At 75.6% G+C, this 22,120-nt stretch carries 16 protein-coding genes; 8 read left to right on the forward strand and 8 right to left on the reverse strand.

Going from position 1 to position 22,120, the window contains the following annotated elements; all coding sequences use genetic code 11:
• Window positions 1–394: 394 nt before the first annotated feature.
• Window positions 395–1,492: a chemotaxis protein gene (locus tag ACFCY1_RS26010; protein ID WP_375876207.1), complete on the reverse strand. Its 1,098-nt coding sequence runs from the start codon at window positions 1,490–1,492 to the stop codon at window positions 395–397.
• A gap of 226 nt (window positions 1,493–1,718) precedes the next feature.
• Window positions 1,719–2,309 (reverse strand): lytic polysaccharide monooxygenase, encoded by a 591-nt coding sequence (locus ACFCY1_RS26015; RefSeq protein ID WP_049659083.1) that lies wholly within the window; start codon window positions 2,307–2,309, stop codon window positions 1,719–1,721.
• A gap of 327 nt (window positions 2,310–2,636) precedes the next feature.
• On the opposite strand from ACFCY1_RS26015, the gene ACFCY1_RS26020 reads away from it, so the two are divergent.
• The 7 genes from ACFCY1_RS26020 (at window position 2,637) to ACFCY1_RS26050 (ending at window position 11,574) form a co-directional block, all read left to right on the forward strand.
• A complete protein-coding gene (locus ACFCY1_RS26020; RefSeq protein WP_375876208.1) occupies window positions 2,637–3,104 on the forward strand; it encodes a MarR family winged helix-turn-helix transcriptional regulator in 468 nt (155 codons plus the stop codon).
• 213 nt (window positions 3,105–3,317) lie between these two features.
• The gene (locus ACFCY1_RS26025) at window positions 3,318–4,520 is read left to right on the forward strand and encodes an MFS transporter (protein WP_049659333.1); all 1,203 of its coding nucleotides are present in this window, start codon (window positions 3,318–3,320) and stop codon (window positions 4,518–4,520) included.
• 62 nt (window positions 4,521–4,582) lie between these two features.
• Complete coding sequence (locus ACFCY1_RS26030; protein ID WP_375876209.1) at window positions 4,583–5,017, forward strand: heme-binding protein; 435 nt, start codon at window positions 4,583–4,585, stop codon at window positions 5,015–5,017.
• A gap of 50 nt (window positions 5,018–5,067) precedes the next feature.
• Window positions 5,068–5,904: an aldo/keto reductase gene (locus tag ACFCY1_RS26035; RefSeq protein ID WP_375876210.1), complete on the forward strand. Its 837-nt coding sequence runs from the start codon at window positions 5,068–5,070 to the stop codon at window positions 5,902–5,904.
• A 71-nt stretch (window positions 5,905–5,975) separates the two neighbouring features.
• Window positions 5,976–6,995 carry a TIGR03571 family LLM class oxidoreductase gene (locus tag ACFCY1_RS26040; protein WP_074005349.1) on the forward strand — a complete coding sequence of 340 codons (1,020 nt, stop codon included), beginning with the start codon at window positions 5,976–5,978 and terminating at the stop codon, window positions 6,993–6,995.
• 144 nt (window positions 6,996–7,139) lie between these two features.
• Window positions 7,140–9,146 carry an NHL repeat-containing protein gene (locus tag ACFCY1_RS26045; RefSeq protein ID WP_375876211.1) on the forward strand — a complete coding sequence of 669 codons (2,007 nt, stop codon included), beginning with the start codon at window positions 7,140–7,142 and terminating at the stop codon, window positions 9,144–9,146.
• 178 nt (window positions 9,147–9,324) lie between these two features.
• Window positions 9,325–11,574 carry an MMPL family transporter gene (locus ACFCY1_RS26050; protein ID WP_375876212.1) on the forward strand — a complete coding sequence of 750 codons (2,250 nt, stop codon included), beginning with the start codon at window positions 9,325–9,327 and terminating at the stop codon, window positions 11,572–11,574.
• On the opposite strand, the gene ACFCY1_RS26055 is transcribed toward ACFCY1_RS26050, so the two are convergent.
• Both ACFCY1_RS26055 and ACFCY1_RS26060 read right to left on the reverse strand, forming a co-directional pair.
• A complete protein-coding gene (locus tag ACFCY1_RS26055) occupies window positions 11,571–12,896 on the reverse strand; it encodes a M14 family zinc carboxypeptidase (protein WP_375876213.1) in 1,326 nt (441 codons plus the stop codon). The genes ACFCY1_RS26050 and ACFCY1_RS26055 overlap by 4 nt on opposite strands.
• A gap of 135 nt (window positions 12,897–13,031) precedes the next feature.
• Window positions 13,032–16,151, reverse strand: a complete 3,120-nt coding sequence (locus tag ACFCY1_RS26060) for a phosphocholine-specific phospholipase C (RefSeq protein WP_375876214.1) — start codon at window positions 16,149–16,151, stop codon at window positions 13,032–13,034.
• Between the two features lie 280 nt (window positions 16,152–16,431).
• Here ACFCY1_RS26060 and ACFCY1_RS26065 point away from each other — a divergent pair, with 280 nt between their 5' ends.
• Complete coding sequence (locus ACFCY1_RS26065) at window positions 16,432–17,082, forward strand: CatB-related O-acetyltransferase (RefSeq protein ID WP_375876280.1); 651 nt, start codon at window positions 16,432–16,434, stop codon at window positions 17,080–17,082.
• Window positions 17,083–17,179: 97 nt separating this feature from the next.
• Here the strand turns inward: ACFCY1_RS26065 and ACFCY1_RS26070 are convergent, their stop codons facing one another.
• The 4 genes from ACFCY1_RS26070 to ACFCY1_RS26085 form a co-directional block, all read right to left on the reverse strand.
• Entirely contained in the window at window positions 17,180–17,482 is a 303-nt protein-coding gene (locus tag ACFCY1_RS26070; protein WP_074005344.1) for a hypothetical protein, read from the reverse strand.
• Window positions 17,479–17,964 carry a hypothetical protein gene (locus ACFCY1_RS26075; RefSeq protein ID WP_053112619.1) on the reverse strand — a complete coding sequence of 162 codons (486 nt, stop codon included), beginning with the start codon at window positions 17,962–17,964 and terminating at the stop codon, window positions 17,479–17,481. Before ACFCY1_RS26075 ends, ACFCY1_RS26070 begins: the two co-directional genes overlap by 4 nt.
• A gap of 148 nt (window positions 17,965–18,112) precedes the next feature.
• Entirely contained in the window at window positions 18,113–21,124 is a 3,012-nt protein-coding gene (locus tag ACFCY1_RS26080; RefSeq protein ID WP_375876215.1) for a BTAD domain-containing putative transcriptional regulator, read from the reverse strand.
• Between the two features lie 148 nt (window positions 21,125–21,272).
• Window positions 21,273–22,010 (reverse strand): DUF4232 domain-containing protein, encoded by a 738-nt coding sequence (locus ACFCY1_RS26085; RefSeq protein ID WP_375876216.1) that lies wholly within the window; start codon window positions 22,008–22,010, stop codon window positions 21,273–21,275.
• Between the last annotated feature and the right edge of the window lie 110 nt (window positions 22,011–22,120).

Here is a 22,120-nt window from a genome sequence, read left to right on the forward strand (position 1 = left end):
GCCGCGGGGGCCGCGGGGGCCGCGGGGGCCGCGGGGGCGGCGGGGGCGGCTTCGGCGGAGACGGCGCTGGGGACGTTCAGGGCGACGGCGGTGAGGCCGAGCGAGGCGGCGACGGCGGCGGCGAGCAGGCCGGTGCGGCGGGCCGAGCGGGGGCGGTGACTCTGTGTCATGCGCCGCAGGTTAGGGGCGATTGCCGAACCGGGCGCCACGATTCCGGGAACCGTTCGTGGCCGTTGCACGTGCGGTGCGCGAAGATGGCGGATTCCGTGCGCCGGTTGGCCGGTTCGTTTCCGTACGAGCGCGGCGGACGCGCGGCGGGCCGGGTGCGCCGCAGCCGCCCGTCGGGGTGGTGACCGGACGGGCGGCCGCGGTGGCGGGGCGGTTCGGGGGCGGGTCAGTAGCGCAGGACGGCGGCGATCCGGCCGGCGTCGGCGAGGGTGTCGTCGGGGACGAAGCCGACCTTTCCGCCGGTGTCCAGGGCGCGCTCGATCACCTCGTCGACGATGTCCTCGCGGGCCCCGCTCTCGCCGGCCTCGGCGGGCACGAGGTGCTCGCCGTCGTCGCGCACGGTGGCGCGGAAGTTCTCCTCGACCACCAGGCGGGCGATCCGGCCCTGGCCGACGGCCTGCCAGACCTCGTCCAGGCCGGCCGCGAACTGCTGGGCGCCGCGGGCCTTGTCGAGCTGGGCGAGGTGCTCGGCGACCTCCTGGTCGGCGTGGGCGCGCACGGCGGGCTCGACCACCTTGCTGACGGTCTCCGCGTCGGCCTGGGCCAGGCCGCCGTGCGGCAGCTGGGCGGCGGCCTCCTTGGCGATCGGGCCGACGGCGTCCAGCAGGGCGAGCGCGGCGGCCTCGCCGACCACGTACAGCGGGCGGGGGGCGGCGGCCAGCAGCCTGCCGACCTCGGTGTCGGCCTGGCGCAGGAAGGTCTTGGTCGCCTCGTCGCGGAAGGTGCTGGGGGTGTCGCCGATCTGCTCCTGCCGCTCGGGGTCGGGGTTGTCGAAGACGCGCGTCAGCGGGAAGCCGTGCCCCTTGTCCTCGGTGACCCGCTCCTCGGTGCCGCCCCACAGCACCACCTTGTCGGCGGCCACCGCGAGCACCCAGTGCGGGCGCTCGGCGGCGTGCGAGGCGACCAGGTTGCGGGTGAGGAAGGTGTCGGACAGGACCACCCGGGCGGGGGCGGTGCGCCCGAGTGACCAGACCTGGTGCTCGCCGGGCGCGGCGAAGAGCGCCAGGCCGTCCTCGGCGTGCACCAGGTCGACCTCGGTCAGGGCCCGGTCGAGCTGCTCCAGCACGTCGATCCGGTCGGCGCGGGAGACCTCCGGGTCGGCCTGGACGCGTTCCTTCGCCTCGGCCAGCAGGTTGCGCAGCCGGACCGGGTCCTGGGTGTTGTCCGGCTCGCGGCGGTGGGTGGGCATCAGGATCGACACCGCCGGGTAGGGCCGCGGCCGGCGCAGCTCGGCGAGGACGGCGGGGCTGAGGTCGGGGCGCATGGAGACCCTTTCCGAAGGCGGTCGGCCTTCTTGCGTGGACGCGCGGAGCCTTGGCACTGCTGCCAAATGTCGCCAATGTACCTATTTGCGGCTTCTGCGGCGCGCGAGCACGGACGGGGAGGGGCCTTCAGCACGGGGGCGGGCGGCCCGCCGGCGCCGTCCGGGTTCGGGCGGCGGCGTCGGCGGGCACGCGACGGCCGGGGCCGTCGGGGCGGGCGGGGAGCGGTCAGAACTGGACGTCGGTGCAGGAGTAGAAGGCGTTGCCGGTGTCGGCGACGTCCCAGACGGCGACGACCACCTGGTGGCCGGTGCGGCCGGTGGGCAGGGTCGCGGTGTGGGTGGTGGTGGCGGCGGGCTGGCGGCCGTTGTAGGGGACGGTCAGGAACGGGGTCAGGTCCAGGGAGGCCCGGGTGATCGGCTGGCTGGCGTCGTAGCCGGGCTTGGTCAGGAAGTACCTGAAGCTGCTGGTGGAGTGCCGGGCCTCGATCTCCCAGGTGAAGGTGAGCTGCTGGCCCGCCGTCACCTTGGTGGTGGGCCAGCTGCCGCCCCGGGGGTTGTCCAGCGGGGCCCAGCGGGCGTCCGCGCCGGCGCAGATGGTGCCGTCCGCCGGGCCGCGGGTCGGGAAGCCCTTGGGGCCCTCGACGCTCTGCGGCTCCCACTGGATGTCGCCGCAGTCCCACGGGACGGCGTTGGCCCCGCAGAGCGCGGAGCGGCTCGGCGGCAGGTTGATGAAGCCGTGCGACTGGGCCGGCAGGGCCGCCGCGATCGGCAGGGCGATCGCGGCCGCGGCGGCGGCGATCAGGTGGCGCTTGCGCATGGTGCTCCTCCGTGGGGGTGGATGGAGTGTGCGCCCGGCGCGGGGCGTGCGCGTGCGCGTGGGGGTGCGCACGGCGGTCTGCCCGAGACATGGCATGCCCGCGCCAGACCGGTTGCCCGACACCGTAGGATCTGCCTTCCCTCCGCGTCAATGGTCTGAACCATTTGCGCCAAAGCCGCGTGATGACTGGGCTCCGACCGGCATCCCGCGGCCCCACCCGCTCCCGAATCGCACGGGAGATTATTTGCACAAGCGCTATACAAGCTCTGGCCGATATTTCTGTTCATGGCTTATCCTGGACCCAGCCATACCCGGAAGGAGGGGCCCATGACCGCCACGGACCCCGCGCTCACCGCGCTCGCCAACGGCTGGGGCGCCCTGTCCCTCCTGCACGGCAGGATCGAGTCCCACATCGAACGCGCCCTGCAGGCGAAGCACGACCTGAGCGTGCGCGAGTACTCGCTGCTCGACGTGCTCAGCCGCCAGCACGACGACGAGGGCGGGCACCTGCAGATGAAGCAGGTCGCCGACGCGGTCGTGCTCAGCCAGAGCGCCACCACCCGCCTGGTCACCCGGCTGGAGGACCGCGGGCTGCTGTCGCGCTACCTGTGTCCGACCGACCGCCGCGGCATCTACACCAACGTGAGCGAGGACGGTCTGAGGCTCCTGGAGCAGGCCCGGCCGACCAACGACGCCGCGCTGCGCGAGGCGCTCGACCAGGCCGCCCGCACCCCCGCGCTGGCCTCGCTGGTCCAGGCCGTCGAGGCCGTGGACGCCGCCGCGCCCACCCGCTGACCCCGGCCGGCCCCGCGCCGCCACTCCCCCGGGCCCGGCCCGTCCGAACCGCACACGCGGTCCGGACGGGCCGGGCCCGGCCGCGTTTCCGGCCTCCCGACCCCGACCCTATGGCGCGTGCCACCTATCCGCGTTTGCACTTATCGCGCGTCTGCAACTATTGTTAGGGCACGCAAGGCGCTAGCTCAAGCAATCACAGAAGGGTTCGGGCCCATGCCTCTCGCTCTCATCGCCCTGGCCATCGGCGCATTCGGGATCGGGACCACCGAGTTCGTGATCATGGGACTCCTGCCCCAGATCGCCGGCGACTACGGCGTCTCCATCCCCAACGCGGGCCTGCTGGTCACCGGCTACGCCCTCGGCGTCGTCATCGGCGCGCCGCTGATGACCGTCCTCGGCACCAGGATCAGCCGCAAGACCATGCTCATGCTGCTGATGGGCCTGTTCGTGGCCGGCAACCTGCTCTCCGCGTTCGCCCCGTCCTTCCCCGTGATGCTCGCCGGGCGCATCGTGACCTCCCTCGCCCACGGCGCCTTCTTCGGCATCGGCTCCGTCGTCGCCGCCGACCTCGTCGCCCCGCAGAAGAAGGCCGGCGCCATCGCCACCATGTTCACCGGGCTGACCGTCGCCAACATCGTCGGCGTCCCGCTGGGCACCTACATCGGCCAGGCCGTCGGCTGGCGCACCACCTTCGCCGGCGTCGCCGCGCTCGGCGTGGTCGGCCTGCTCGGCATCGCCAAGCTCGTCCCCGCCATGCCCCGCGCCGAGGGCGCCCACCTGCGCCGCGAGCTGACCGCCTTCCGCAACCCCCAGGTGCTGCTCGCCATGGCGATGACCGTGCTCGGCTTCGGCGGGGTCTTCGCCGCGATCACCTACATCGCCCCGATGATGACCAACGTCGCCGGCTACGCCGACGGCTCCGTCACCTGGCTGCTGGTCCTGTTCGGCGTCGGCATGTTCCTCGGCAACCTGCTCGGCGGGCGCTACGCCGACCGCAAGCTGATGCCGATGCTCTACACCACCCTCGGCGGCCTCGCCGTGGTGCTCGCCCTGTTCACCCTCACCGCCCACAACAAGGTCGCCGCCGCCGTCACCGTCCTGCTGGTCGGCGCCCTCGGCTTCGCCACCGTCCCCCCGCTGCAGAAGCGGGTCCTGGACCAGGCCCACGGCGCCCCCACCCTGGCCTCCGCCGTCAACATCGGCGCCTTCAACCTCGGCAACGCGCTGGCCGCCTGGCTCGGCGGCATGGTGATCAGCGCCGGCCTCGGCTACACCGCCCCGAACTGGGTCGGCGCCGTCCTCGCCGCGGCCGCCCTGCTGCTGGCCTTCTGGTCCGCCGCCCTGGAGCGCCGCGACCGCACCCGGGAGGCCGCCACCACGAGCGCGGCTCCCCGCCACGCGGCCCTGCAGCACTGACCATCGACACCACCGGCCACCGCCCCGACCGGAACCCACCCCACCCCCGGAGAAGCACCACCATGAGCACCACCACCGCAGTCGCCCCGCTGACCACCGCCGACGCCGAGCTCCTGGTCGACGCGGCCCGCAGCGCCGCCGAGGCCGCGGGCGTGCCGGTCAGCGTCACCGTCCTGGACGCCGGCGGCCACCTGCTCGCCTTCCGCCGCGACGACCGCGCCGTGCTGATCTCCGGCGAGACCAGCACCCGCAAGGCCTACACCGCCCTCCAGCTGAACGCCCCCACCGCCGACCTGGTCGACCTGGTCAAGCCCGACGGGCCGTTCCACACCCTGCCCACCGCGCTGGACCGCCCGCTGCTGTTCATCGCCGGCGGCATCCCCGTCCACCGCGACGGCCGGCTGGTCGGCGCCCTCGGCGTCGGCGGCGGCGCCCCCGCGCAGGACCACTCCTTCGCCGCCGCCGCCCTCGACCGGCTCGCCCAGCTCGCCCGGTGAGCACCCTCCGCCCCACCCCACCGACCACACCCTCCGAAGGAGACCAGCGCATGACCACCCCCACCGTCCCCACCGTGAAGCTGAACAACGGCGTCGAGATCCCCCAGCTCGGCTTCGGCGTCTTCCAGGTCCCCGACGACCAGACCACCGCCGCCGTCGCCGCCGCCCTGGAGGCCGGCTACCGCAGCATCGACACCGCCGCCATCTACGGCAACGAGACCGGCGTCGGCCGCGCCCTGGCCGCCTCCGGCGTGGCCCGCGAGGACCTGTTCGTCACCACCAAGCTGTGGAACGCCGACCAGGGCTACGACGCCACCCTGCGCGCCTTCGACGCCAGCCTCGCCAAGCTCGGCCTGGACCACGTCGACCTCTACCTCATCCACTGGCCCACCCCGGCCCGCGACCTCTACCTCGACACCTGGCGCGCCCTGGAGCGCCTCGTCGAGGAGGGCCGCGTCCGCGCCGCCGGCGTGTCCAACTTCCAGCCCGCCCACCTCCAGCGCCTGCTGGACACCAGCGCGCTGGTGCCCGCCGTCAACCAGGTCGAGCTGCACCCCGGCCTCCAGCAGGCCGAGCTGCGCGCCTTCCACGCCGAGCACGGCATCGCCACCGAGGCCTGGAGCCCGCTCGCCCAGGGCGCCGTCCTGGACGACCCGGCGATCACCGCGATCGCCGCCCGCACCGGCAAGTCCCCCGCCCAGGTCGTCCTGCGCTGGCACCTGCAGCTCGGCAACATCGTCATCCCCAAGTCCGTCACCCCGGCCCGCATCCGGCAGAACCTCGACGTCTTCGACTTCGAGCTGACCGCGCAGGACATGGCCGCGATCGCCGCCGGCGACCGCGACCTGCGCACCGGCCCGCACCCGGACCAGTTCAACGCGAGCTGACCCCGCCCCACTCTCCCGTCCCGGGCGGTCGCACCGCCGCCCGGGACGGGATCTTTTGTGAAGGACCCGCCATGGCCCCGTCCCACCCCGCACTCGCCCGACTGGCCCCCGCCGACGGCCGGCTGACCATCGGCCTGGAACTGCCCCTGGACAACGACTGGGGCCAGGACCGCGGCCGGGCCGACCGCGCGGCCGGCCGCCCCTTCGGCGTCCCCGACCTCGCCGGGCACGCCCGCCTCGCCGCCCTCGCCGACCGCCTCGGCTTCGCCGCCCTGTGGGTACGCGACGTCCCGCTCTACGACCCCGTCCGGTTCGGCGACGCCGGCAGCGTCTTCGAGACCTTCACCCACCTCGGCCACCTCGCCGCCCTCACCCGCGACGCGGTCCTCGCCACCGGCGCGGTCGTCCTGCCGCTGCGCGAGCCGCTGCTCGTCGCCAAGGCCGCCGCCACCGTCGACGTGCTCTCCGGCGGGCGCCTGCTGCTCGGCCTCGCCAGCGGCGACCGCCCCGTCGAGTACCCGCTGTTCGACCGCGACTTCCACGGCCGCGGCGCCGCCTTCCGCACCGGCGTCGAGACCCTGCGCGCCGCCTGGCGCCCCGGCCCGCTGGAACTGCCCGCCGCCGGCCTCGGCGCCGAGCAGCAGCTGGAGGTCCTGCCCCGGCCCGTCCACCCCGGGGGCATCCCGATCGCCGTCGCCGGCGGCGCCCAGCAGAGCCCCGAGTGGATCGCCGAGCACGCCGACGCCTCCCTCAACTACCCCCGCGACCCGGACGCGCTGCGCACGCGGCTGCGCCAGTGGCGCGACCTCGCCGGCGACAAGCCCTACCTGACGCCGATGGTCCTCACCCTCGCCGAGGACCCGGCCGCCGCGCCGCGCCCCATCCGGCTCGGCCTCAGCACCGGGCGCACCGCCCTGATCGAGCACCTGGAGCTGATGGCCGAACTCGGCGTCGCCCACGTCTCCTTCAACCTGCGCCCCAACGACCGCCCCGTCGACGAGCTGCTCCAGGAGCTCGCCGAGGAGGTCCTGCCCCGCTTCGCCGCCCCCGCCGCCGTCCCCTCCGCCGCGGCGGCCGGCCGGCGCGGCTGAGCCGGGGACGGGCCCCGCGCCGGCTCGCCCGTACCGGGCAATTTCCGCCGCGTCCCGCGGCCGGATGCGCCCGGGCGGCCGGCCGGTGTGGCAGGTAGGGGGACGAACCGCCGTTCGTCCCCCTACCGCCGAAACGGAGCCCCCATGCGCCGACGCCGCGGCGTCCTGCTGACCGCCGCCCTCCTGGCCCAGCTCGCCGCCGGACCCTCCCACGCCACGGCCGCCGCCCCCACCGGCCAGTGCGGGGTGGTGCGCAGCGGCGACACCCCGCTGGGCGGCGCCGAGGTGACGCTCTACCAGGCCGGGGACGGCGCGGGCGCCGCGCCCCGGGTGCTGGCCCGCACCCGCAGCGCGCGGGACGGGCGCTTCGTCCTGGACTACCGCCGCCCCGAGGACCCGCGCGCCGTGCTGTACGTGCTGGCCGGCCTGCCCGGGCCCGGGGGCGCGCGCGGCGCCGGCGGGCCGGCGGTGCTCGCCGCCGTCCTGAGCGGGGCCGGGGCGCCGCCCGAACTCGTCGTCAACGAGCGCACCACCGTGGCCGTCGCCTACGCCCTGGCCCGCTTCACCGGCCCGGACGGCGTGGCCGGCCCCGACCCCGGGCTGCGCAACGCCGCCGCCGTCGCCCACAATCTGGCCGACACCGGCACCGGAGGCATCGCCGCCCCGCTCGCCGCCCCGCCCAACGGCGCGCTCACCTCGACCCTGGCCGAGTTCAACACCCTCGCCAACCTGCTCGCCGCCTGCGTCGACGGCGCCGGCGGCGGCGGCGGCGTCAGCGGCGACTCCTGCGACCGGCTGCTGGACCTGGCCCGGCGCCCCGGGCGCGAACGGCCCCGCGACACCCTGCGGGCCGCCGTGGACATCGCCCACGACCCGGGCCACAACGCCGCCGAGTTGTTCGCCCTCGCCGCCACCGCCCCCCGCTACCGGCCCGCCCTGCCCGCCGCCCCCGAGGCCTGGACCGTGGCCCTGCGCTACGACGGCAACGGCCACGAGCTCGACGGCCCCGGCAACATCGCCTTCGACGCCGACGGCAACGCCTGGGTCAGCAACAACTACCGCTACGGCGCCGACCCCACCGTGCCGGTCTGCGGCGGCGACACCGTCCTCAAGTTCACCCCGGACGGCCGGGACGCCCCCGGCGCCCCCTACCGGGGCGGCGGCCTGTACGGCGCCGGGTTCGGCGTCACCGTCGACGCCCGGGGCTCCGCCTGGGTCGCCAACTTCGGCTTCCAAGGCCATGGTTGCCCGATCGACCCGGCCCCGCTGGAGCGCAGCCTCTCGCAGTTCGCCCCGGACGGCACCCCGCTCTCCCCGCCCGAGGGGTGGCGCGCCGGCGGCATCGTCCAGCCCCAGGGCCTGGCCGCCGACCGCTCCGGCTCCGTGTGGGCGGCCGGCTGCGGCGCGGACAGCGTGACCCGCGTCCCCGACGGCGACGCCACCCGCGCCCGGGAGGTCCCCACCCCCGCGCTGCACAAGCCCTTCGGCGCCGCCGTCGACCCGGCGGGGCGGCTGTGGGTCAGCGGCAACGGCAGCGACAGCGTGCAGGTCCTGGGCCCCGACGGCACCCTGGAACGGGCGGTGACCGGCGGCGGGCTGCGCCGCCCGCTCGGCATCGCCACCGACAGCCGGGGCAACGCCTGGGTCGCCAACAGCGGCATCCTGCCGGTGCCCTGCGGCGACACCACCGCCGGGGACCTCGCGGACGCCGCCGTCGCGGGCGACGCGGGCCCGCGCCCGGGCGCCTCCGTCACCCTGATCCGCTCCGACGGCACCCCGGCCCCCGAACCCTTCACCGGCGGCGGCCTGTTCCTGCCCTGGGGCGTCGCCGTCGACGGCGAGGACACCGTCTGGATCGCCAACTTCGGCGGCCACCGCGTCGCCCGGCTGTGCGGCGTCGACCTCGCCGCCTGCCCGCCCGGCTTCACCACCGGCCAGCCGCTGTCCCCGCCCGACACCGGCTACCCGAGCGACGGGCTGGAGCGCAACACCGGCCTGCGGATCGACCCGTCCGGCAACGTCTGGCTCGCCAACAACTGGCGCACCCTGCCCCTGCAGACCAACCCCGGCGGCCACGAACTCGTCGTCCTGGTCGGCGCCGCCGCGCCCGTGCCGGCCCCGGGACTCGGCGGGGCCGCCGCCCGGCCCTGACCGGGGACCGGCCGCCCCTCCGCCCGGCGGCGCGGGCCTACGGGCCGGTGCCGCCGGAGCCGTCGGGCCCCCGGGGCCGTAGGGGCGACTACCCGCCGGTACCGGTGGCGGGCCGCGGGCCGTCGGGGACACTGCGCCGAATCGGCGCACCGCCGTGCAGGAGACCCGGGAGCCTTCCATGCCGCCGTCCGCCCGCCCCGCCCCCTCGGCCGCCGCGCCACCGGTCCGGCGCTCGGCGCTGCGCCGCCTGGGCGAGTGGTGCGCGCGCCACTGGCTGACCGTCATCCTGCTGTGGCTCGTCGCCCTGGCCGGCGTCCAGGCCGCCAACCGGGCCGTCGGCGGCTCCTACTCGGACGACTTCTCGCTGCCCGGCACCCAGGCGCAGCAGGGCCGGAGCGTGCTGCAGGCGCACGAGCCGGCCGCGGCGGGCACCAGTTCCCAGGTGGTGCTGCACGACGCGGCGCAGCTGACGGGCTTCCAGCCGCAGATCGCCGGGGCGGTGGCGGCGCTGCAGCAGTTGCCGCACGTGCTGTCGGTGCAGAGTCCGCTGCCGCCGCCGGGGCAGGGTCCGGTGCCGGGCGGGCCGCTGTCCGCCGACGGGCTGACCGGGTACCTGACCGTGCGGTTCGACACCAATCCGACGCTGCTGGGCAAGGACTACCTGCCGGGGGTGGACGCGGCGGTGGCGCCGCTGCGGGCGGCCGGGGTGCAGGTGGAGTACGGGGGTCCGCTGGGCGAGCTGGCCCGGCCGGCGGCGGACGACCGGTCCAGCGAGGTGATCGGTTTCGCGGTGGCGGTGGTGGTGCTGCTGGTGGGGTTCGGCAGTGCGATCGCGGCGGGGCTGCCGCTGCTGACGGCGCTGGTCGCGGTGGTGGTCGGGCTGGGGGTGCTGGGGCTGGTGGCGGCGCTGTCGACGTTCGCGACCGTGGCGCCGACGCTGGCGACGATGATCGGCATCGGGGTGGGGATCGACTACGCGCTGTTCCTGCTGACCCGTCACCGGCAGAACCTGATGGACGGGGTGGATCCGGTGGCCTCGGCCGGGCAGGCGGTGGCCACCAGTGGGCGGGCGGTGCTGGTCTCCGGCTGCACGGTGGTCATCGCGCTGTCCGGGCTGTCGGTGTCGGGGATCTCCTTCATCGCCAAGCTGGGGGCGGCGGCGGCCGTCACGGTGGTGTCGGCGGTGCTGGGGGCGCTGACCCTGCTGCCGGCGCTGATGGGGCTGATCGGGCGCCGGATGGACCGGTTCGCGGTGCGCCGTCCGGTCGCCGAGGCGGGCGGGGACGGGCAGGGCGGGGACGGGCGGGGCGGGGGCGGGCGGGGCGGGGCGTGGCACCGCTACGCCCGGCGGGTGGAGGCGCGGCCGTGGTGGTACCTGGTGGCCGGGGTGGTGGTGCTGGCGGTGCTGTCCGTCCCGCTGTTCTCCATCCAGCTGGGCCACATCGGCGACGGCGCGGACTCCACTGACTTCACCGACCGGCGGGCCTACGACCTGATGTCGCAGGCCTTCGGGCCGGGTTCGAACGCGCCGCTGACGGTGGTGGTCGACCAGGGCGCGGTGCCCGCCGACGCGCGGGCCGGGGTGCAGGCCTCGGTGCAGCGGGCGCTCACCGGCCTGCCCGGCGCCGCGAGCAGCACCCCGCCGCAGACCAGCCCGGACGGCGCGGTGCTGTTCGCCACCGTCGTCCCGGCGGGCGCCCCGCAGGACCGGGCCACCACCGACCTGGTGAACCGGCTGGCGGACACGGTGCTGCCCGACGCGGTGGCCGGCAGCGGCGCGCGGACGTACGTGACCGGCAACACCGCGGCGCAGGTCGACTTCCTGGACATCGTGTCGAGCCGGCTGGTGCCGATCATCGCGGTGGTGGTCGGGCTGGCCTTCCTGATCATCCTGCTGGTCTTCCGCGGCGTGCTGGTCGCGGTCAAGGCGGCGGTGCTCAACCTGCTGTCGATCGCGGCCTCGTACGGGGTGGTGGTGGCGGTGTTCCAGTGGGGCTGGGGCGGGCCGGCGCTGGGGGTGGCGGGGAAGGTCCCGATCGAGAGCTACGTGCCGATGATGATGTTCGCGATCGTCTTCGGGCTGAGCATGGACTACGAGATCTTCCTGCTCTCCCGGGTGCACGAGGCCTGGCTGCGCACCGGGCACAGCCGGGACGCGGTGGCGCACGCGCTGGAGATCACCGCGCGGGTGATCACCTGCGCGGCCCTGATCATGGTGAGCGTGTTCGCCGCGTTCGTCGTCAGCGACAACGTCGTCATCAAGATGATGGGTCTGGGCCTGGCGGTGAGCGTGCTGGTGGACGCGACGGTGGTGCGGCTGCTGCTGGTGCCGGCGGTGATGACGCTGCTGGGCCCGGCGGCCTGGTGGACGCCGCGGTTCCTGGACCGGGTGCTGCCGCACATCGACACCGAGGGCGTGAACTCCTAACTCGCCGGGTGGCGCAGGGCGACGGCGGCGCGGACGGTGGCGGCCTGGTGGGCGGCCTGGCGGGCGACGGGGAGCCAGACGGGCTGGAAGGTCCGCTGGTACTGGGCGCACCAGTCGCGCAGGAGGTGGTCGAGGCGGGCGGCCTGGGGGGCGCCGGCGACGCGGACGGCGCGGCGCAGCAGGGCGGCGGCGCGCACCGGGACGCGGTGGGCCCACAGGTCGATGCCGGTGAGGCGGGCGCGGGTGATCGGGGTCTGTAGGAGCTCCTGTCCGTGGCCGTCCGGGTCCCATGCGTCGGCGAGTTGACGCAGGGCGGTGAGCGGGGTGCGGGCGGCGCGCAGCAGGGGGGTGTCGGGGTTTCGCACGTGGGGCAGGGCGGCGTCGAGGAGTGCGGTGAGGAGTGTGCCGCGGTGGCGCAGGCGGTCGGCGCAGGTGCGCAGGTACAGGCGGACGGCGGTGGCGGGGCGGTTGTCGCCGAGGTGGGCGCTGGTGAAGGCGGGGACTTCGACGAGGACGGTCTGGCCGCCGTGGCGCTGGGGGGCGAACCAGGTGCCGGCGCGGGCTTCGTCGGCGCCGTGGTGGGGGGTGAGGACGCCGGTGGTGGTCTCCTGCCGGTCGATGTGGTGGGGGGTCATGAGGTAGAGGCCGGGGCCGGATTCGTGCAGGCGGAAGGTGTCGAAGTTGCCGGTCTCGACGGGGATGCCGTGGTGGGCGGCGGAGCGGGCGAAGGGGTGGGCGAGGGCGGCGGGGTCGCTGGTGGCCTGGAGGAAGGTGCCGCCGACGTCGGTGCTGTGGAGGGAGAACTGGAGGGTGGGGCGCAGTTCGTCGATGAGGTCGAGGAGGGCGCGGCTCTCGGGGAGGTCGGCGCCGGCGGCGGGGGCCCATTCGGGCTGTTCCTCGGCGGCGGGGCGGTAGTAGTGGGCGAAGTAGTCGGGCAGGGTGCGGGCGTGGCGGCTGCCGTCGGCGAGGTGGGCGCCGTCGGGGTCGAGGCAGAGCAGGAAGTGCCAGGCGAGGTACGGGTGTTGGGCCGTGAGGGCGTGGTGGGCGAGGTCGTTGACGGCGGCGCGGGCGGCGAACTCGTCGGCGTGGGCGCCGGCGACGACGAGGAGGTTGTGCGGGGCGCGGCCGGTTCCGTGCGGGGCGGGGCCGACGGTCAGCAGGGTCAGGGGGCGTCCGGCGCGGGAGGTGCCGACGGTGCGCACCCGGCAGCGGTCGGGCCGGTGGGCGGCCAACTGGTGGGCGGTGGCGGTGAGTTCGTCGAGGCTCGGGTAGCGGTCGTGGAGTCGGGCGGCCCGGCCGGCCGGGGTCGTCGTGTCGGTCACCTTCGGTTTCCTCCCCTGTGGTCGTGGCAGTAGTTCTACCTGGCACGCGGGGCCGCCGGTACGGGTCGGGCCCGCCCGGGCGCGGTGGCTCGGGCGGGCCCGGTAGGGCTGGAGGGACTGGAGGGGCCGGCGGGGTCAGTCGGTGACGGGGCGGGTGTCGAGGCGGATGTGGTCGACGGCCCAGTACCAGTTGTTGCCGGCGTCGTACATGCGGAACCGGAGGGTCACCGAGCGGGCTCCGGCGGGGACGGCGAGGCTGCGGGTGATCCGGGTGTTCTGGACGTCCTTGCCGGCGTTGTCGTTGCCGGTGGTGTCGGAGCTGTAGGCGAGCAGGCGGGTCTCGGTGCCGTTGTCGAAGACGGCGGTGACGGAGGCCTTCTGCGGGGCCTCCTGGCGGTAGTGGGAGTCGAAGGCGAGGTGGAGGGTGTCGGTGCCGGCCGGGATGGCGACGGCGGGCGAGACCAGGGTGGAGTCGAAGACGCCCTTGCGGGAGGGCGAGCCGGTGTCGTCCCAGTCGTCGGGGTCGGCGACGGCGACGACGCCCAGGGCGCGGGTGAAGTTGCCGCGGTCTTGGGCGCCGAGGGCGGCCCATTCGCGCTTGGTGTGGAAGGTCCAGCCCTGGAGGCGGACGGTGCCCTGGGGCATGGCGGGGGCGTTGACCACCGTCCAGCCCTTGGGGGCCTGGGCGGTCCAGCCGAGCAGGCCGGATTCCGGCTTGAGGGCGCCGGCGAGGGATTCGAAGTCCTCGTCGAGGAGGTGGCCGGTCATCGCCGGGGCGGGGCGGGCGGCGAGTTCGCCGTCGGCGAGGGCGAGGCGGCCGTCGGCCTGGGCGCGGGCGGTGACCAGCAGGCGGTGGGTGGCGCCGGCGGGCAGTTGGGCGGGCGGGGTGACCTGCCAGATGGCGGTGGCGGTGGCGCCGGCGGCGAGCTTGTCGGGTGCGGCGGTGACGGTGGTGGCCGTCCAGCCGGGCGGGAGCAGCGGCTGGGTCTCCAGGCGGGTGAGGGCGGTGGTGGCGGTGAGGGTGGCGGTGACGGTGGCGGGGCGGCCGGGCAGCAGGACGGGTTCGTCGATGGTGGTGGAGGCGGCGCCGAGGGCGAGGTCGACGGTGAGGGGGTCGGCCAGGCCGAGGGCGGGGTCGGTGACGGTGCGGTCGTCCCAGGGGAAGCGGCCGGCGATGCGGCGGCGGAAGGCGAGGTCGCCCTGGACGGCGACGGCGACGTCGTACCAGCCCTCGGGGCCGACCTTGAGGTTGACGGTGCGGTCGTCGCCGGCCGCGACCCGTACCTCGCGCAGGCCGTCGCCGTAGGCGAGGTCGCCGACGAGGAAGGTCTGGGCGGTGCGCGAGCGGTTGATGACGTCGACCTCCAGCACCTTGCCGCCGCCCTCCTCGGAGAGCGAGACCTCGTAGCCGGAGGCGGTGTCGCCGCGCAGGTGCCACAGGGCGCCGTCGGGGCCGTGGACGCGCAGGTCGTAGCCGGCCGGGCCGACCTTCCAGACGTCGGACAGGCGGCTCCTGGCGGCGACGGTGTAGTGCTTGGGGGCCTCGCCGGGGGCGGGGTAGACGGCGAAGACGGCGCCCTGGCGGCCCTGGTTGACGAAGTCGAGGGTGAGTTCGTCGCCCTTGAGGCGGGGCTTGACCAGCAGGTTGTAGGGGGCGGGGCGGGAGGAGCGGGTGCCGCGCTGCTGCCGGGGGAAGGTCTGCGGGCTGGGCACGGTGGGGGCGGGGAGCTTGCCGGTGTCGTCGACCTTGCGGCGGTTGCCGCTGGTGTCGGGCAGTTGCGGCCAGGCGGGGTTGCGGCCGGAGAAGTCGAAGACGTTGGTGAGGTCGCCGCAGACGGCGCGCCGCCAGGGGCTGATGTTGGGTTCCTGGACGCCGAAGCGCTGTTCCAGGAAGCGCAGGACGGAGGTGTGGTCGTAGACGGTGGAGTCGACGACGCCGCCGCGGGTCCACGGGGAGACGACGACCATCGGCACCCGGACGCCCAGGCCCATCGGGTAGGGGCCGGAGACCAGGGTCTCGCCGGCGGGGAGGGTGGCGGACCAGGTGAGGGTGCCGTCGGCGGCCTTGACCCGGTACTTCCCGTCCTGGCCCACCACCCGGTGGTAGGTGGAGCCGCCCTTGGCGACGCGGACGACGACCTCGCCGTCGACCGGGACGTTGGACTTGCCGCGGCCGTCGGCCAGCGGCGGGACGGGCGGCAGCTGGTGGTCGAAGAAGCCGCCGTGCTCGTCGTAGTTGAGGATGAAGACGGTCTTCTGGAACACCTCGGGCTTGGCGGCGAGCGCGGAGAGCAGCCGGGCGGTGAGGTGTTCGCCGTTCGGCGGCGCGTAGTTGGCGTGCTCGGACAGGGCGGCGGGGGCGACGATCCAGGAGACCTGCGGGAGGCGGTCGGCCTGGACGTCGGCGGTGAAGGCCTCGACGAGGGCGTCGCCCATGGCGAACGGGTCCTTCGCCTTGGCCGGGTCGCCGACGGCGCGCATGCCGCGCTCGTACAGCGGCTCGCCGGGCTTGGCCTTGACGAAGGGGGTGAACCAGGCGAGGGCGTTGTCGTCGAAGTTGTCGAGGGCCTGGTAGGTCCTCCAGCTGACGCCGGCCTTCTCCAGGCGCTCGGCGTAGGTGGTCCACTCGTAGCCGCCGGGGATCTCGGTGTTGTCGGTCACCGGGGTGTCCCGCACGGTGCCGCCGCTGGTGCCGGTCATCGCGTGGTCGCGGTTGGTGTTGGTGTTGCACTGCGTCGAGGAGTAGTAGGCGTCGCAGACCGTGAACACCGAGGCGAGGGCGTGGTAGAAGGGCATGTCGGCGGGCTCGTAGTAGCCCTGGCCGAGCCAGCCGGAGGAGCGGCGGGTGACGGAGCCGTCGGCGCGCCCGTCGTTCCAGGCGCTCATCGAGTCGCCGTAGCCGAAGGACGGCGCGCCCTGCTGGTAGGCGCTGGTGTGGGCGGCGTTCATCGCGAAGGGCAGCAGGTAGCCCTCCTTGCGGCCGGGGTCGGGCTGGTGGAACACCGAGCGGCCGTCGACGCCGCGTACGGCGGTGCGGTCGCCGAAGCCGCGCACGCCCGCCAGGGTGCCGAAGTAGTGGTCGAAGGCGCGGTTCTCCTGCATGAACACCACGACGTGCTGGATGTCCGCCAGCCGTCCGGGCCGGGCCGGTGCGGCGAGGGCCTGCTGGACGCTGATGGGGAGGGCGGACAGCACCGCGGCCGCCGCCGCGCCGCCGAGGACGCTGCGGCGCGACAGTTCGGGCTTCGGACTCATCGGGGTGGGGCTCCTTGCTGACGGACCGCGGGTCTTCGGTACGGGGGCCGGCCGCGCGGTTCGGACCGGACCCGTTATGTGTACGAGACCGAAGTGGACGCGGCCGTGGTGTCCGATGACCGGCCGATGACCGTCAGGAGGCTCCGAGCTGTACAGACAACTTGACGTCATTTGATCAAGGAAGGCGGCCGGTGCGGGGAAAACCGCCGGACCGCCGCGCCGTCCGGTGGATCATGGAACCCCTGATGTCCCGTCAACGCGAGAGCGGTGCCCCCTGGTGATCCCCGCCGTGCCCGACCCGACCGTGCTGCACCCCTTCCCCGAACAGCCGCGGGTGGTGCTCCTCAAGCCGCTGCTCACCTCGCCGCTGATCGAGGTCGGCGAGTACTCGTACTACGACGACCCGGACGACCCGACGGCCTTCCAGACCCGCAACGTGCTCTACCACTACGGGCCGGAGAAGCTCGTCATCGGGAGGTTCTGCGCCTTCGCCACCGGGGTGCGGTTCGTCATGAACGGCGCCAACCACCGGATGGACGGGCCCTCCACCTTCCCCTTCCCCATCATGGGCGGCTCCTGGGCCGAGCACCTCGACCTGATCACCGGCCTGCCCGGGCGCGGCGACACCGTCGTCGGCCACGACGTGTGGCTCGGCTACCGCGTCACCGTCATGCCCGGGGTGCGCATCGGCCACGGCGCGGTCGTCGCCGCCGGATCCGTCGTCACCTCCGACATCCCCGACTACGCCGTCGCCGGCGGCAACCCGGCCAAGGTGATCCGGCCGCGGTACGACGAGGCCGACATCGCCCGCCTGCTGGACCTCGCCTGGTGGCACTGGCCCGCCGAGCACCTCACCCGCCACCTGCGCACCGTCATGTCCGGCACCGTCGACGAGCTGGCGGCCGCCGCGCCCGGCATGCCCGGCGCCTGATCCCGCGTACGGTGCCGGGCCCGCGGCCGGGGCCGCTCCCCCGCCGCGGGCCCGTCGCCGTCCCCCGGCTGCGGCCGTCCCCGGGCCGCGGCCGTCCTCAGGCCGTGGCGGGGCGGTGGAGCCGGCGGGCGGCGGTGCGGATGGCGAGGGTGTACGGGGCGTCCAGGGCGCGGGTGCGGGCGTCGAGGTCGTGGAAGGGCACCAGGGCCCGGTGGGTGTCGTCGGTGGTCTGGGTCCAGGCCGTCCAGGCGTTGTGGACGTCCTCGTCGGTGACCTGCTCGCCCTTGGCCTGCAGCAGCACGGCGTAGAGGCGGAACAGGTCGTCGGCGCCCTCGGGGGGTCTGGCCTCCGTGGGCAGGCAGGAGCGGATCAGGTCGGCGATGGGGTCGAGGTGGCTCATACGGCCAGTGTGCCGCTGACGAGCGTGCCGGTGAGCAGGATCAGATGGGCCGCCGCGAATATCATCGGCACGAGCCGTTCCGTGGTGCCGAGTTCGGTGTAGTGCCGGTGGCGCCGGCCGGCCGCCGCGGTGTTCCTGAGGGCGTCCCACTCGTCGGTGTAGATCCGCGCGGACAGCTTCTCCTCCAGGCTGTTGATGACCTGGAACTTGGCGCCGTTGAGGTCCCGGTAGCTGCGCAACTGCATCCACCAGGCGCCGGAGAGGGTGATGCCGGCCAGCGCGACGGCGGTCGGCACCCACCACGGGGACTCGGACAACTTCGGTATGCCGAAGCCGATCAGGGTGACCAGCGCGGTCTGCACGGACAGGAAGAAGGTGTTGGCGCTGCCCCGGCGGGCCGAGACCCGGTCGGCCATCTCCACGGCGAGCAGGTACAGCTCCAGCAGTTCGGACCGACGGTTCGGCTCCGGCGGCGTGGTCATCGCGCATCCCCCTCGGGCAGGTGGTGTGCCGGCTTCGCCCGCTGCCCGGGCTTCCCCCGTTGTGTCCATCCTTCCCTTCGGGCGGGCCCGCCAGTGCTGCGCGGGGGTGCCCGGCCGCCGGCGGTGGGTCCGGTCGGCGAGGGTCCGGTCAGCGCGGGTAGGTCGACGGCCGCGCGTACGCCGGGCCGCCGGGGGCGGTGGCGTGCACGGCCGTGCCGGGCGCCGCGGTGCCCGGCGACGCGACGGCGGGCGCGACGGCGCCGGCCACCGCGGCGCCGCCGTCCGACAGGGCGCGCAGCGCGGCGCCCGCCTCCGCCTCGCCCTCCCCGTACTGGTGCGCGCGGGCGGTGCGCAGCGCGGCGCCGAGGTGGCGGGCGGCCTCCTCGGGGTGGCCGGTGGCGGCCAGGGCGCGGCCGTAGAGGGTCTGCAGGACCACCCGGCGGGTGACCGGGAAGGGCGGTTCGGCGACGGCCAGGCCGCGGGCGGCGTGCTGGGCGGCCTCCTCGTGGGCGCCGGCGGCCAGGCACTCGTGGGCCAGGTGCTGGCGGGCGAGGCCGACGAGGTCGGCGCGGCCGGCCCGTTCGGCCAGGGACAGGGCCTTCAGCAGCAGGCCGTGCACCCGGGACCGGCCGGCGTGGTCGCCGTGGCGGGCGAGCGCGACGGCGTGGTTGACCAGGGCGACGGCCTGGGCGCAGCCGTCGCCGGCCCGGGCGGCGAGGTCGGGGGCGCGTTCCAGGTGGTCGAGGGCCTGGTCGGGGCGGCCCTCCTCCAGCAGGACCCAGCCGAGCAGGGCCCGGGCGCGGGACTGGGCGCCGGGGTCGCGGTCGGCCTCGGCGGCGGCCAGGCCGTGTTCGAGCAGCGGCGCCCAGCCGTCCCGGACCTGCCAGACGATCAGCGGCCACTGGAGCAGCACCAGGCGCCAGGCGCGGTCGTGCAGTCCGGCGGTGACGGCCGCCTCGACGGCGCCGCGCAGGGTGTCGCGTTCGGCGGCGTACCAGGCGAGGGCGCTCGCCCGGTCGGGGAAGGGGCGGACCTCGGCGGGGCGTCGGGTGCCGGGCGGCAGGGCGCAGCACGGTTCGCTGCCCGGTTCGGCGGCGGCGCAGGCGGTGAGGAGGGTGTTGAGCAGGTGGTCGAGCAGGCGGGGCAGCACCTGGGTGTCGGTGTCGCCGGGCAGGCTGCGGGCGTAGAGGCGGACCAGGTCGTGCAGGGTGTAGGCGTCCCGGCCGATCTGGACGATCAGGTGGGCGGTGGCCAGTTGGGCCAGGGCGGCGGCGGCCTCGTCGGGGCGGCAGCCGGCCAGGGCGGCGGCGGTGCGGCTGTCGAGGGTGGCGCCGGTGTGGGCGCCGAGGCTGCGGAACGTCCGGCGGGCGGGTTCGCCCAGGTGCTGGACGGTCAGGGCGAGCGTGGCGGCGACGCTGGTGTCCTCGACGTCGAGGAGGTCCAGGCGGTCCTGCTCGTCGGCGAGTTCGTCGGCGAGGGCGGCCAGCGCGCGGGCCGGGCCGGTGGCCAGGCGGGCGGCGGCCAGCCGCAGGGCCAGCGGCAGGCCGTCGCACAGGTCGGCCAGGCGGGCGGCGGCCTCGGGTTCGGCGGCGACCAGGTCGGGGCCGAGGGTCGCGGCGAGCAGGGTGACGGCCTGCGGGGAGGAGAGTTCGGCGAGCGGCACGGGGCGGGCGGCGTCGGAGGCGACCAGGCCGCCGAGCCGGTCGCGGCTGGTGACCAGGGTGACGCAGTCGTCGCCGTCGGGCAGCAGCGGGCGCACCTGGTCGGAGCGGCGGGCGTTGTCCAGGACGATCAGCATCCGGCGCCCGGCGGTCAGTTCGCGGTAGCGGGCGCCCATCGCCTCGGCGGTGGCGGGCATCCGCTCGACGGGCAGGCCCAGGGCGAGCAGCAGTTCGCGCAGGACGGCGGCGGTGTCGCGCTCGGGCAGCGGGCTGTGGCCGCACAGGTCGACGAAGAGCCGGCCGTCGGGGAAGTCCTGGTGGCGGCGGTGCGCCCAGGACAGGGCGAGGGTGGTCTTGCCGACGCCGGCGCCGCCGGTGAGCAGGGCGACGGCGCCGGGGGCGGCGGTGGCCCGGTCGAGCGCGGCCAGTTCGTCCTCCCGGCCGGCGAAGCCGCGCGGGCGGCGGGGGAAGGGCCAGGGGGTGTGCTGCGCGGCGGTGGCGGCGGGTGCTGCCGGGGGGCGGGCGGTGACCGGTGCGGGGGCGGGTACGGGTGCGGGGGCGGGCCGCTGGTCGGGGACGGAGGCCAGGCCGCCGACGGTGGGGACCCGCGTGGGCGGCACGGGCTCGAAGGCCTGCCGGTCGAAGGCCAGGCGGTCCGGCGGTTCCTGGTCGCTCGGGTGCCGGGCGGGCGGCACCCGGTCGGAGCGGCCCGGCGGCCGGGCGGGGCGCGGGGAGGCGTCGGGGCGGCTCGGCGGGGTGTCGGTGCGCAGCAGGCGGGCGTAGGCGTCGGTGAGTTCCGGTCCGGGGTCGATGCCGAGTTCCTCGGCGAGGGCCCGGCGGGTGCGGTGGAACCAGTCGAGGGCCTCGGAGCGGCGCCCCGCGCGGCCGAGCGCGTGCATGAGGTGGGCGACCAGCGGTTCGCGCAGCGGGTCGGCGGTGGCCTCGGTGTGCAGCAGGCCGGCGGCCGCGCAGTGGTCGCCGAGCCGGCCGTGGGCGCGGGCCAGGTCCTCGACGGCGGCCAGCCGCCGTTCCTCCAGGGCCCGGGCGGCGGACTGCAGCGGCAGGCCGGCGGTGGTGCCGGCCAGGGCGGGGCCCCGCCACAGGGCGAGTGCCTCACGCAGGTCGGCGGCGGCCCGGGCGGCGTCGTCCAGGGAGCGGGCGCGGGCCACCAGGCGGTCGAACCGTACGGTGTCCACGGCCTGGTCGGGTGTCCGCAGCCGGTAGGCGCCGTTGTCGGTGACGAGTTCGACGCCGGCGGCGGGGGCGTCGTGGGCGGTGAGCAGGGAGCGCAGCCCGGAGACGTGGTTGTGGATGACGGTGCGCGAGTGCCGGGGCGGTTCCTCGTCCCAGAGGGTCTCGGTGAGCCGTTCGACGGTGACCGGTGCTCCGGGGTTCAGCAGGAGCATGGCCAGCAGGCTGCGGCGCTTGGCCGATCCGGCCGGAAGCTCGCGGCCGTCCGCGGCCACCACGGTCACCGAGCCCAGCAGTCGGAACTCCACGCACCCCCCTTGGATCAGATGTATATGACAAGCATATGACAGCACGCGATCCGTCGGTCGCGGAGCGTCGCCCACGAACGGGCGGGGCGGCGCACCGCGGGCGGCGGGGCGGCGGGCACCGGCCCCGCCGCCCCGCATGGTCCGGGGACTACGAGGTGACGGCGTCGTCCATGGACTGCTGCCAGTAGCCCACCTTGAGCGAGTCGTCGATGTACAGACCCTTGGCGGGCAGCGAAGGGTTGCTTCCCGCGCCGACGCTCTCGTTGCCGGAGGGGCCGTGGAAGTAGACGGCCAGCGAGGTCTCGGTGCGGCCGTGGGCGCCGCTGCCGTCGGTGGCGGACAGGTTCACCGAGGCGTAGCCGGACTCGCCGGGCTTGAGCGTGACGACGGCCTGCGGCTTGGAGTCCTCGATGACCGGCGGCACCGACTGGGCCTCGCCGAAGCGCACGGCCGGGTAGCCGTAGAGGTAGCAGGGGACGCTGCCGGTGTTGGTGACGGTCAGCAGCAGGTGGTTGACCGGGCGGGTCAGCGGGGCCGCGACGGTCTTGGTGACGGAACCCTCGCAGGTGACGGCCTTGCCGTCCGCGGGGCTCGGGGGCTTCGGGGCGGCGGGGGCCTTCGCGGAGGGCTTGGCGGAGGCGGGCGAGCCGGTCTGGGCCGGGGCGCCGGTCGCGGCGGGGGCACCGGTGGCGGGTGCGGGGGCCGGGGCGGGGGCGCTCGCGGCGGGCGGGGCGGTGGGCGCCGGGGAGTTCGCGGAGGTCCCCTTGCCGCCCGCGTCCCCCGCGTCGTCGTTGCACGCCGTCAGGGTGAGCGCGGCGAGCGCGGCGGTCGCGACGGCGGCCAGGAGGCGGGTGCGGGAGGTACGGGCGGTGCGGATGCCGAGCATGTGGGCGTGGCCTCTTCGAAGATCGTTCGGTGTGGTGCTTGGATGACCGGAGCCTGCCCGGTGGCCCGTCCCAGCCGCCACGGTCGACGGCCGGTCAGGGACGCTGGGAC

The sequence above is a fragment of the Kitasatospora sp. NPDC056273 genome, assembly GCF_042268845.1.
In the GTDB taxonomy this organism is placed as follows: Bacteria; Actinomycetota; Actinomycetes; order Streptomycetales; family Streptomycetaceae; genus Kitasatospora.

Excerpts from the sequence above, each read along its gene's own strand:
- ACFCY1_RS26060 (WP_375876214.1), bottom strand. The coding sequence starts at position 16,151 with ATGAGTCCGAAGCCCGAACTGTCGCGCCGCAGCGTCCTCGGCGGCGCG.
- ACFCY1_RS26045 (WP_375876211.1), top strand. The coding sequence starts at position 7,140 with ATGCGCCGACGCCGCGGCGTCCTGCTGACCGCCGCCCTCCTGGCCCAG.
- ACFCY1_RS26015 (WP_049659083.1), bottom strand. The coding sequence starts at position 2,309 with ATGCGCAAGCGCCACCTGATCGCCGCCGCCGCGGCCGCGATCGCCCTG.
- ACFCY1_RS26010 (WP_375876207.1), bottom strand. The coding sequence starts at position 1,492 with ATGCGCCCCGACCTCAGCCCCGCCGTCCTCGCCGAGCTGCGCCGGCCG.
- ACFCY1_RS26070 (WP_074005344.1), bottom strand. The coding sequence starts at position 17,482 with ATGAGCCACCTCGACCCCATCGCCGACCTGATCCGCTCCTGCCTGCCC.
- ACFCY1_RS26075 (WP_053112619.1), bottom strand. The coding sequence starts at position 17,964 with ATGACCACGCCGCCGGAGCCGAACCGTCGGTCCGAACTGCTGGAGCTG.
- ACFCY1_RS26085 (WP_375876216.1), bottom strand. The coding sequence starts at position 22,010 with ATGCTCGGCATCCGCACCGCCCGTACCTCCCGCACCCGCCTCCTGGCC.
- ACFCY1_RS26050 (WP_375876212.1), top strand. The coding sequence starts at position 9,325 with ATGCCGCCGTCCGCCCGCCCCGCCCCCTCGGCCGCCGCGCCACCGGTC.
- ACFCY1_RS26040 (WP_074005349.1), top strand. The coding sequence starts at position 5,976 with ATGGCCCCGTCCCACCCCGCACTCGCCCGACTGGCCCCCGCCGACGGC.
- ACFCY1_RS26035 (WP_375876210.1), top strand. The coding sequence starts at position 5,068 with ATGACCACCCCCACCGTCCCCACCGTGAAGCTGAACAACGGCGTCGAG.
- ACFCY1_RS26030 (WP_375876209.1), top strand. The coding sequence starts at position 4,583 with ATGAGCACCACCACCGCAGTCGCCCCGCTGACCACCGCCGACGCCGAG.
- ACFCY1_RS26025 (WP_049659333.1), top strand. The coding sequence starts at position 3,318 with ATGCCTCTCGCTCTCATCGCCCTGGCCATCGGCGCATTCGGGATCGGG.
- ACFCY1_RS26020 (WP_375876208.1), top strand. The coding sequence starts at position 2,637 with ATGACCGCCACGGACCCCGCGCTCACCGCGCTCGCCAACGGCTGGGGC.